11 protein-coding genes and 1 other RNA gene are annotated in these 10498 nt (G+C 46.1%); 4 read left to right on the top strand and 8 right to left on the bottom strand.

Going from position 1 to position 10498, the window contains the following annotated elements; genetic code table 11:
* Positions 1-368: a transfer-messenger RNA gene (gene ssrA / locus RMO79_RS07560) on the top strand; the annotation flags it as partial.
* Between the two features lie 63 nt (positions 369-431).
* Here ssrA and RMO79_RS07555 read toward each other — a convergent pair.
* Positions 432-1286 (bottom strand): serine protease, encoded by an 855-nt coding sequence (locus tag RMO79_RS07555; RefSeq protein ID WP_310482501.1) that lies wholly within the window; start codon positions 1284-1286, stop codon positions 432-434.
* A 109-nt stretch (positions 1287-1395) separates the two neighbouring features.
* Here RMO79_RS07555 and RMO79_RS07550 point away from each other — a divergent pair, with 109 nt between their 5' ends.
* Positions 1396-2205 carry a glutathione S-transferase family protein gene (locus tag RMO79_RS07550; protein WP_310482500.1) on the top strand — a complete coding sequence of 270 codons (810 nt, stop codon included), beginning with the start codon at positions 1396-1398 and terminating at the stop codon, positions 2203-2205.
* A 492-nt stretch (positions 2206-2697) separates the two neighbouring features.
* Entirely contained in the window at positions 2698-2883 is a 186-nt protein-coding gene (locus tag RMO79_RS07545) for a hypothetical protein (RefSeq protein ID WP_310482499.1), read from the top strand.
* 96 nt (positions 2884-2979) lie between these two features.
* Here the strand turns inward: RMO79_RS07545 and RMO79_RS07540 are convergent, their stop codons facing one another.
* The 4 genes from RMO79_RS07540 to RMO79_RS07525 all read right to left on the bottom strand — a co-directional run bounded on the left by RMO79_RS07540 (position 2980) and on the right by RMO79_RS07525 (position 7204).
* Complete coding sequence (locus tag RMO79_RS07540; RefSeq protein ID WP_310482498.1) at positions 2980-3969, bottom strand: aldo/keto reductase; 990 nt, start codon at positions 3967-3969, stop codon at positions 2980-2982.
* A gap of 256 nt (positions 3970-4225) precedes the next feature.
* A complete protein-coding gene (locus tag RMO79_RS07535; protein ID WP_310482502.1) occupies positions 4226-4828 on the bottom strand; it encodes a thioredoxin family protein in 603 nt (200 codons plus the stop codon).
* Between the two features lie 56 nt (positions 4829-4884).
* Positions 4885-5895 (bottom strand): hypothetical protein, encoded by a 1011-nt coding sequence (locus RMO79_RS07530; RefSeq protein WP_310482497.1) that lies wholly within the window; start codon positions 5893-5895, stop codon positions 4885-4887.
* Positions 5896-6424: 529 nt separating this feature from the next.
* Positions 6425-7204: a hypothetical protein gene (locus tag RMO79_RS07525; protein WP_310482496.1), complete on the bottom strand. Its 780-nt coding sequence runs from the start codon at positions 7202-7204 to the stop codon at positions 6425-6427.
* Positions 7205-7345: 141 nt separating this feature from the next.
* On the opposite strand from RMO79_RS07525, the gene RMO79_RS07520 reads away from it, so the two are divergent.
* Positions 7346-7822, top strand: coding sequence for a Uma2 family endonuclease (locus tag RMO79_RS07520; RefSeq protein ID WP_310482495.1), 477 nt, complete (start codon positions 7346-7348; stop codon positions 7820-7822).
* A gap of 32 nt (positions 7823-7854) precedes the next feature.
* Here RMO79_RS07520 and RMO79_RS07515 read toward each other — a convergent pair whose 3' ends face one another.
* The 3 genes from RMO79_RS07515 to RMO79_RS07505 all read right to left on the bottom strand — a co-directional run.
* On the bottom strand, positions 7855-9198 hold the full coding sequence (locus RMO79_RS07515; protein ID WP_310482494.1) for a glutathionylspermidine synthase family protein: 1344 nt from the start codon (positions 9196-9198) through the stop codon (positions 7855-7857).
* A gap of 6 nt (positions 9199-9204) precedes the next feature.
* Positions 9205-9951 (bottom strand): DUF1190 domain-containing protein, encoded by a 747-nt coding sequence (locus RMO79_RS07510; protein WP_310482493.1) that lies wholly within the window; start codon positions 9949-9951, stop codon positions 9205-9207.
* 269 nt (positions 9952-10220) lie between these two features.
* Positions 10221-10498: molybdopterin dinucleotide binding domain-containing protein (locus tag RMO79_RS07505; RefSeq protein WP_310482492.1), on the bottom strand; the 278-nt coding region annotated here is incomplete at its 5' end.

Raw genomic sequence — 10498 nt, 5'->3', positions numbered from 1 at the left:
AAGCTGCACTGTGATACAGGTCGAGAGGGAGTCTACTCTCGTTAATATCGGCTCAAATAAATATAGATGCAAACAACATTGTACCTTTCGCTCGTAAAGCCGCTCCTGTAGCTGCTTAAAAACAACTTACGATTAATTTCTAAGTCGAGCATTTATAGTATGACTCCGTTAATTACTATAACTAAACCCTCAACGGGTGCTCTATTTAACCGTCTCTGATAGGTTAAATAGCTAAGAGTCATCAGAGCATCCTGCGACCTGGGATAATTGGTCACTCCCGTCTTGAGGATTAGATAGACTAGGCCTGTGAATGAGCGGAAAGTAAATACCCAGGGCGGACGGCAGTTCGACTCTGCCCAGCTCCATTAAATTTTAGACCCCGATCGAAGGATAAACTTCGATCGGGGTTTATCTTTAAGAACTAGAAATATTCACAACTTAACGTAATCTCTCACAAACCGAGTCGGAATTGCCCAGCTAGAATTTTTAATTTGTTCTTGCAGGAGATCGCTCACTGTCGAGCCATTTTCCAGAACTTCTGGTGCATCCCAGAGGGGATTGGCATGAAGACCATTAATCCCGACTAATTCACCCGCGCGGTTGAGTACTGGCCCCCCGCTCATTCCCTTGCGAATACAGGGGTCGAAGCCGATGCCATAGCCACCAGAGATGGCGATCGGTAAAATTTGGGTCACCTGACCGCTGACAATCTCCAGCCCCCAGGCAGCCTTAGCGGTGTCATTGGCGGCACGATCGACACCATAATTTTTATCGGCAGGGAATCCTGCCGACCAGAGGCGTTCGCCAACTTTCGGGTTAGCTGCTGCTAATTTAGCCGTAGCATAAGCGCGTCGCTCGCTGCGAAAGCGCAGAATGCTCAGATCGCGATTCTGGTTGGTGGGGGGAGCTACTAAAGCAGCAGCATAAACCTCACCATCGTGGGTTTGGAGTTGAAATGGTGCTTTAGTCGATTGAATGACATGAGCATTTGTAACGACGGTATAAATCCGATCTTGCTTGCGAAGCAGCACCCCCGAACCGATACTTTCGCCACGCGCTAAGATCTCGATCGAAATCGATCTGAGCTGTTGTCGTAATTTTTGTTCCTGAGTAACGCCTAAATCGGACACCACAAAAGATTGAGTCAAAATTGTGGGCAGCACAATTGTCAAAGTCGTCATATACAACATTGGAAACAGGCGGAAAATCCAGGATTGCCAGGGCGGATCTCCTAAGCCTTCGGGTAACGTCTGCTGTACGGAATCGGGTGGAGTCAGCTTAGGCATTATAGATAAGATCGGCGTGAAAACCGTAAGCTTGGATATATGTATTTCACTGGTGATGTTCTAGGATAAATGATAGAGCTGTTATAAATCACGATCGAGAACAAAATACATGCTAGAACTATATCAATTTGAACTATCGCACTTTTCGGAAAAAGTCAGATTGGTTCTGGACTATAAAGGGTTAGCATATCGCAAAATCGAAGTTGTGCCGGGAGTAGGACAATTCGACCTATTTCGGATCTCTGGGCAACGACAAGTACCCGTACTTAAAGATGGCAATAAGGTTATTACCGACTCTACCGCAATTGCACTCTATCTTGACAAAACTTATCCCGATCGACCGATTATTCCGACCGACCCTCAACAAAAAGCAACTTGTTTGCTACTAGAACAATGGGCTGATAATTCGATCGGGGTTAAAGGACGATCGATTTTGTTAGAAGGTCTCAAGAGTAGTAGCCTGCGTACTTCTATTCTACCCAGCGGCACCCCCGATATCTTCAAAAATTTAGTCGGTTCGATTCCCACAGAAGCAATCGATCTGCTAGGGTTGGGTGTAGGTCTGACCCCAGACTCAATGAGAGCGGCTAAAGCAGAGATGCACCGCTCTCTTGAATCGATCTGTATGCTACTGGCTCAAAACTCTAATGCTTATCTGACGGGCGATACCCCCACCCTAGCAGATTTGACTGTCGCCGGGTTGAGTTTGTTGCTCAAAATTCCTGAAGGGCCTTATCTGAATGTACCGTTTAATCTTAAAGGGAAAGGGGTACCGGGGTTTGCAGACAATCCTGACTATGATGTGTTTTTCACTTGGCGGGATAAGTTGTATGCCGATTTTCGCAACCCATTTACGCCAGATATTAGTAATAATTCTGGAGCCTCACCGACAACCCCCACGACAATTGCGATCGATTAATTTGTAATAATTGATGCTCTAGACCGATACAGGGGGATTCCCACCAATTTCGCTTCTCACCAGAGATGTGTATACACGGTAGCCATTTTGGGGAGATTTATTTGAGTAAGCATAGAATTTCAGTAGTCGGGGTCTGGTCGATATACTATCACTAATCAGATGATGACGATCGATCGCACTATATAGCAATCCTAAATCATTGGTAAGATTGTGTTTAGATCGAGATGTGAGTAGGGGCAATTCATGAATTGCCCCTACTCACAAATCAAATAAGATTGCTAAATCGGCAGCATCTCAACATGAACTGGCTCGCCCATATTTTCTTGTCCGAACCCACCGTTGAAAATCGATTGGGTAATTTATGGTGACTTGCCTCAATTTACTAAAGAGACGATCGATCGAATGATTGACGGCGATTGGCTGAGTAGTTATCAGTAGCGATCGGGAATTGAAAGTACGTTAGCCAGAATCTATTATCGCATTCAAATGCGGATGGGCGATCGCATTAAACCAGTTGCCGCCATGCCAATTTTAGAGAGAGAATACAGCAATCTCGATCGCGATTTTAACTTGTTTTTTCCAGAATTTCAACAACACCTGAAAACTGGAACGATCGGAAATTTTGAGCTACAATCGATCGGACTTAATACTTACAATTCCATCTGCTCCATCAGTTGAGAACGAGAGTAACGATCGCGCTCATGACGATCGCCTCCTTACTAACGCTCGATTTTACATTGAGATTGACATGTGCTGCTGGTTAAAAGCTGCACTTTACAAATCAACCATTTTCATTAATGTTGCCGGATAACGATCGCCTGCGGCAGCACCTTGAGGAACGGTAGCATCAATTAGATCGAGTTCTGTTGCTGTCAATTTTAGATCTAATGCGCCCAGATTTTCGAGTAAATAGGAAGTGCGTTTAGTGCCAGGAATGGGGATGATATTATCACCTTTATGTAACAACCAGGCGATCGCCAACTGTGCGGGCGGACAATTTTTAGCTTTTGCCATGTGGCGAACTCGCGCTACTAAATCTAAATTTTGCTGAAAATTATCGCCCTGAAAACGCGGGGAAAGCCGTCGCCAGTCATTTGGTTCTAAATCTTCAAAAGCAGTAATTTCGCCCGTGAGAAAGCCGCGTCCGAGGGGACTCCAGGGCACGAATCCAATCTGAAGATCGCGACAAGTTGGCAAGATTTCAGCTTCAACATCGCGGCTCCATAATGAATACTCGCTTTGTAATGCCGCGATCGGATGTACGGCATGTGCGCGGCGAATCGTTGCTGCGGCGGCTTCGGATAAGCCGAGAAATCGCACTTTACCCTCTGTTACTAATTCTGCCATTGCGCCGATCGTCTCTTCAATGGGCGTGCGCGGATCGACGCGATGCTGGTAGTAAAGATCGATCGTTTCGACTCCCAACCGTTTTAAGCTAGCTTCACATGCCGATCTCACGTACTCAGGACTGCCATTTACGGGCAGCGTATCGCCTCCTTTATGGATATCTGTCAACCCAAATTTAGTGGCAATAATTACTTTCTCGCGCCGATCGGCGATCGCTTTCCCGACGAGGGTTTCATTATGTCCCGATCCATAGGCATCAGCCGTATCGAGAAAATTCACACCCAGATCTATCGCCTGATGGATCGTGGCGATGGCTTCGGTTTCATCCACAGCCCCATACATGCCCGACATGCCCATACAGCCCAGTCCCAGGGCAGAAACTACCAGTCCATCGCGACCGAGTTGGCGAGTTTGCATTGTGAAGATCTCCGACGATACTTTTTCAAGTATAAAAGAACCCGATCGATTCGAGGTAACGGGGGGCGAAAAGTGCGGTCTTGGGGTTTCCCCTGTCTTGACTCACCCTTTTTGACGGGGAACCCGTCCATTCGCGTAGCGTCTCCGTTAGGAGAAGGTGAGTCGCAAGTAGAGCACCTTTTCAAGACAGACGGGGGATTGAGATCTCAAAACGAAGTCGATCGACTTGTGGATACACCGTAGCCAACTCAGACAATTAAGAGTCTTCAGCCCGAATTCCGGTAAAGTATTCAGGCTCGTTACCCGGAATCCACTTGATATTACAGCCGATACTGGGGCGTTGATTGGCATCGACTTCTTTACCAGCCAGTAAAGACTCGATCGCGTGGCGCAAATCTCGTCCGGTCACGGGTTTACCATTAGGAGGACGACTATCGTCTAATTGTCCCCGATAAGCCAAGTGCCGATCGCGGTCGAATAAAAAGAAATCTGGCGTACAAGCCGCAGTATAAGCTTTAGCCACTGCTTGATTGGCATCGCAACAGACCGGAAAATTAAACCCCTCAGCACCAGCTAGAGCTTGAAGATGTTCTGGCGCATCGTCGGGATACTTTTCGATATCGTTAGATCCGATCGCAACTATGCCCAAACCGGGCGCGTGATAGTCTTTACCGATCTGTGCTAATTGGCTCTGGACGTGCTTGACAAACGGACAGTGAACGGAAATAAACATCACCAGCAACGCTGGTTTGTCAGCAAAAGTAGCGAGCGTAATGGATGCCCCACTGACAACATCAGTGAGGTTAAAGTCTGGCGCGCTAACGCCCAAAGATAGCATTGTCGAGGCAGTTCTGACCATATTGAAGATTTTATCGTGCAACGCTTACCAGCGTAACTTAATTAGGAGCAGTGACGTTATCTCGCGCCCGCTGTTTTTGGCGTATAGAGCGGTACTAGCGATTGGAGCAAGCCATTAGCTGCTTTTCCGTATTCTTCTAACTCGACTAGTTGTTCGACGGCACAAGTCATACTTTCTTCAAGTTGAGAGATAGTGGGGTAAGCTTTTAAGACTTCCAGTAACAAATCGTCGAGTAGATATTCTCGCAAGGTAGCGACTGATTGGCTCCCAAAATTAAAATTAGGTCGCAGCATCAGCGATAAAATGATTTTTGCTCGCAGTGGATTGGTATAGCTCATGACATTCTGCCGCAAGCTGTAGGGATCGTATTCAGGAACTAAATACTCAGGCTCTGGGGCAGGTTCGACAGTTCCAAATCGACCCCCTTCTGACAAGTCTGCATCGTAATATGTTTCGTAAGCAGATTCATCTACATCATCGTCAGTCGATGCCTGTTGCTCGAATTGCTGGCTGGGTAATGGTGCGTAAGCCCGCTCTAGTGCTGATGGCACAGGCTGACTGACGTAAGCTTGAGTGGGCGCAGGTGTATATGCTCGTTCGATTGCCGAGGGAATACCTTGCAAATTACTGTCTGCTTGCGTGGGTTCTGGCGCATAGGCACGTTGGAAGGCAGAAGGGACTCCCACCGCTGAGTTGCTGGGTTCGGGTTCGGGTACCCGCGCTACTGGTGGTGGCGATTGGTGTCTACCACCATGTTCTTGACGAAATTCAGGATATAATTGGCCGATTGCCAAGTAAATTACCTTCGCAATTTCGATATATTGCTTGGGTTTATTAACTGTTTTAATTAAATTTTGTAATAATACTCTAAATAATTCGAGGGTACTATTTTCTCTGACTATCTGTTCGATTAAATACTGAAAATTAATCGAATTTAAATAATCGGTGTCTTTTTCCCACCTACTGGTACACAGGCAATAGAGCATTTTTTTGATGCGAACTGCCTCTTTATGTCTGTCTAGGTAGTTAACAACTTGTTGAAGTAAGTTAGGGTCATTAATCCTCATGAAGTTAACCAGTTTTTATCTAAGTTTTAGTCGAGCGATGTCATTGAAGTCTTTTCTCCACAACTAAATTTGCCTGGAGAAACTATTCTAATTTGAGGTTGGGATTGGGGTATAGCTGCTCATTTTCAGAGACGTGGTGTTACCTCTGTTTGCCAAGAACATCGATAATAGCGCACTCGTACCGATCGGACGTTGGCAAAGACTCTGTCTTGACCCAAAGCCATGGATCGGGAACCTCCGTGCGTAACCGAGAGCCTCTCCAACGGAGATTCTAAGTCGCTCATGAAAGAGAATCGCGAACCGCCAGCGGCGATCCGAGCGATCTCAATCCTTGCAACTTTCCATATTATTCCCCCCTAACCTGCATCGCTAACTCCTAACTCAAATTTGGCGGTTAGATTTGGGCAAATTCGGATTATTTGCTGAGTTTCATACCAGCGATACGCTCAGCATACTCATCTCGACTATCCATCCCAGCTTCATCCGCACTATATTGAGATTAATTCTATCGATTCAAACACGATCGCCATCACCTAAAAATCGGTACTAGCTGATATCCGGTGGGAACCCATTGCCATAGCTCCTGCAATTCCGATCGATCTGGCTGTATTCTTAAACCCAACCGTGCCAAAATGAATCGAATTAATACCGAATTAAAATGCGATGGAAACCTGTACTGTTCTTGCGCGTGGTCTAGAAAAAAGGTTTTATGATATTTTTGCAAACTCTTTTCTAATGCAGAAATTTGTTCCAGTAATTCTTTGACCTCGCCTAATCGATGGGTGTGTTTTGTCAATAGTAACTCTGCGGCATTATTAAAGTGCATTCCCTCATCTTTGACTAAATGATGACCGATCTTTTGAATTGCCGTTCCGAAATGACGATAGTATTCCCAGAGATCGCGGCGGTAAGAATAGACAGAGCCGATCTCGTCGAACATTAGCGTTACTAATATAGTAAATTCATCTGTTAAGACCATCTCGATCGGTTCGATTTCATGAAATCTGGTGGCAAATTGTCGATCCATTTCGGTAAAGCTTACGCCTGCAATGCAATGATAGGTGCGCCGCAATGCTTCATAATGCTTGAGTTCGTCTGCTAGCCACAGATTTAACATGGCGAGGAATTCTGGGGACATTTCATCGGCTCGTGACTGAATGTAGTCATACAGACATTGAGAGTCGCCCTCGGAGTAGACATCGCGGCTGAGGAGGTTGCAGAAATTAGTATAAACTTCTCTAGGTGCTAGTTCGATAAATTGAGGCGGAATGGCATAATCGATCGGCAGTAAGGCATCTAGATCCCACATGTTTTGCCTCACTCTCGATTGCGGAGTATTGTTACGCTTGAATCTATTGACATGCGGAGATCGGGGGATTGCGATTGTCATCATGGGGTTATCGTCTCTAATATCGGTTAGGATCGGATCGATCGCTTTTGGGCATTAACTATGAGATGGGAAGAAGTTTGTGCAGATCGACAGTTACAAGATTTACCCTTCAAGATTGAATTAAATAAATGGGGTCAAATTGTCATGAGTCCAGTCAAGATTAAACATTCTTTTTACCAAGGTAGAATTCAACGTTTATTACAATCTTTGCTAGCTACTGGTGAAGTAATGCCAGAATGTGCGATTGAGACATCAGATGGGGTGAAAGTGGCTGATGTGGTCTGGTGTTCGGCAGAGCGATTCGATCTCATTCAAGATCGCGTATCGGCTTCGATCGCACCAGAAATCTGTATCGAAGTTAAATCTAGCGGCAATACTTGGGATGAAATGGCATTTAAAAAGCAATTATATTTTGAAGCTCAAGCGATTGAAGTATGGATCTGTGATGAGGAAGGTCAAATGACATTCTGCGATCGACAATCTGAATTAGCACAATCTTTATTAGTACCTAATTTTCCCCAACGAATCGAAAGATAGCTATCGATATCCATTTAGTTGTCGGCTCGAACTCAATCTGGAATATAGAGTCCATTATCAGAAACGATGTGAGGAATAATCAAACAGTGTCGCCCGGTAATTTTGGAGGTGTCGCCCCGAATAATTATCCCTGCGGCTGCGCCATCGATCGCCCAACTACCGATCGCGTAATGATAGCCAAAGGCTTGGGGTAGTTCGATATATTCCTGGATGATAAATCCCTCAGCACCATAGCCGAATGACTCTTTTTGCTCTAGGGAGCCAAATCCACTTTCAATCGAGGTTGCTACGCCTTCTAGCCCCAACATGGGCTTTCTGACGTGCATTCCTAACAGCAATTGTGTAGATTCGTAAGAGTTATCGGTATCTAAATAGGTTGCTAATAGATATTGACGATATTCTGAATCTTTAAACTGCTCCCACATCATTGCCAGCGCGCCCTTATTGGAGATAACTTGTTTCCAGAGAGGTTCGACGATCTTAACTTCTCCTGTTTCCAATCGAGCGGCGAGAGCCTGGGTAGTCACTGCATTTGCCATATCATTTTGGAGATCCGACCAATCATACATTTTCCAGAGTACGGGAATGCGATCGTTTACATGGTCTACAAAATAGCCGTCGTCATCTAGTCCCAATCCCCGCTGGATTTCGCGTCCGCGTTCGTCTTTGAGTCCGCGTAGATAGACAATTTGGGTATATATATTCGGATCGACTTCATCATGCAGAATTTGAATTAACTGCATTGCCATTTCTGCATCTTCTTCGAGGTTTTCATCGACTAGAAACGAGATCCCGTGCTGTTTGAGATTGTATCCGGCGACGATTCGCCGCCATTGACCTGCGATCGCATCCCAAAATTCATTAAACTGGCTGGCATCGCTCGGTAGTGGGTATTTCCCGCGCTGGTGATTGTGCATGTAGTCCACAAACCAATTCCACTGGTAAACTGTCTCCGCACCGAGGAGCGGAGTTTCGCCATTGATTTCGAGGAGTTTAATCTGTCCATCGGTAGTAACTGCCAAATCGAAGCGCACGCACAGCGATAAATCTTCGACTGGCTCGGTGCGATCCCAGCTATTTTTAATAGCTTGCCAATATTCGGGTCGAATCTGGAGTGCCTTCAAGCGTCGATCGATATCGCCGTCCTCATTATCGGTAAAAAACCAATCTAGAAATTCGACACACATTGCCCAGATTGCGTCTGTGGCTTCAGAAATTGCTGTTTCTTCCTGGCAATCGAATTCAATCGCGAAGGGTTGGGGGAGAGCTTCAACCCAGTATTTTTGCTGGGCATCGCTCAAAACATCAGCTTGGTAAGCATTTTCTTTAATATGATGCTGCCAATTAGAACGACGCGCTATTTTTATCGGTCTCATCTGGACTTACTTGCCTCCACTACCCGTACTCTTGAATGAGGACCCGAAGCCTTGAGAACTGCGCCCTCTAATCGTGCCAGTGCCAGATGTGCCAGCCGGACGTGTTGGCGCGGTAAAGCTAGTGTGTCGGGGAGCTGTGACCCTACCTGTAGCTGTTTGGGAGATCTCGCGACCGTAAGGGGTGACAATCCGACCGGGAGTACTACTCTGATAAACAGTGTGAGTTTCGTAAACTCGATGGTAGCTGCCACCAGAGTTAATGGAAGAATGGCTGGTATTGTTGGGTTCGATATAGCTGCCTCCATAGATGGGGCGGTAGCCAGCAGGAGTCACGCCAGCGGGAGTTGCTTCGCATTTAACGCCTTCGGCTTGGCATTCGGCCAGTGTTGCATAAACAGGTGCGGTCTTGTGATATTCTGCTTGTGCTACCTGCATTTGGGCGGCGCAGTCTTGGGGCTGAATCGGCGGTGCGGTTAGCGGCTGCGCTATTTGTCCAGCTTGATATTTTTTAAGCGACACCGCATATTCAGCTTGCTGCTTTTTGGTGTCAGCTTCGCACTGAGCGGTGGTTTGATAAAATACGACATCGATCGGTTCGTTAACCTCTTCCTCCGTCATATCCTCATTGTTAATAACGACCATTAGGACAACCGGAAGTACGAAAAGACCAGCGATCGCTAAACTTGTATAAACTATGTTCCGGTTAATTTTCCGGGGTTGTAGCTCTTTAGGTTCATCTTCTTGTTTGGTCATGATTAGTTCCTGGCAGCTCAATTCTCCAACGAGATCTGAATTAATAGAGGGCTTGCGACGATCGTTATTATCGATCGCTATCGTTAGGGTTCCCTCACTAATGAGACAATCGTACACAGATGTTGAAAACAGTTTGGGAGTGGCATTGGCACACTGTTTTCAACCTAGATAAACTACAAGGTACCGATTTCTAATTCCGCCTAATTGCTCTAAATCTTTTAAAGTTCATACGGATTCGCTAATGAATATTAGTGCCAACGTGAATATTATTAATAAACGCCCAATTTACTCGATACCTTGCTCGGTACTCCAAACGGAATCGAAGAGGTAGAAACAATCGATTTAACGGGGACTAATTGCACCGCACAAGCTTTGAGTTCTGGCTGCAACGAATCGGGACAAGCCGCATCGTGAGTAAATAGATTTGCTTCGGCATCTTTCGCCCAGAGTGCGCCCCAGTGCATCGGGACGAATACAGTACCGCGATTGATGGCGGCGGTAACTAAGGCCGGAAATCTGCCCGTACCGCGCCGCGATCGAATTTCGA

Source organism: Chamaesiphon sp. VAR_48_metabat_403, from assembly GCF_031422475.1.
Classification (GTDB): Bacteria; Cyanobacteriota; Cyanobacteriia; order Cyanobacteriales; family Chamaesiphonaceae; genus Chamaesiphon.
The sequence above is the reverse complement of the archived record's forward strand: the minus strand, read 5'-3'. Positions and strand labels throughout refer to the sequence as shown.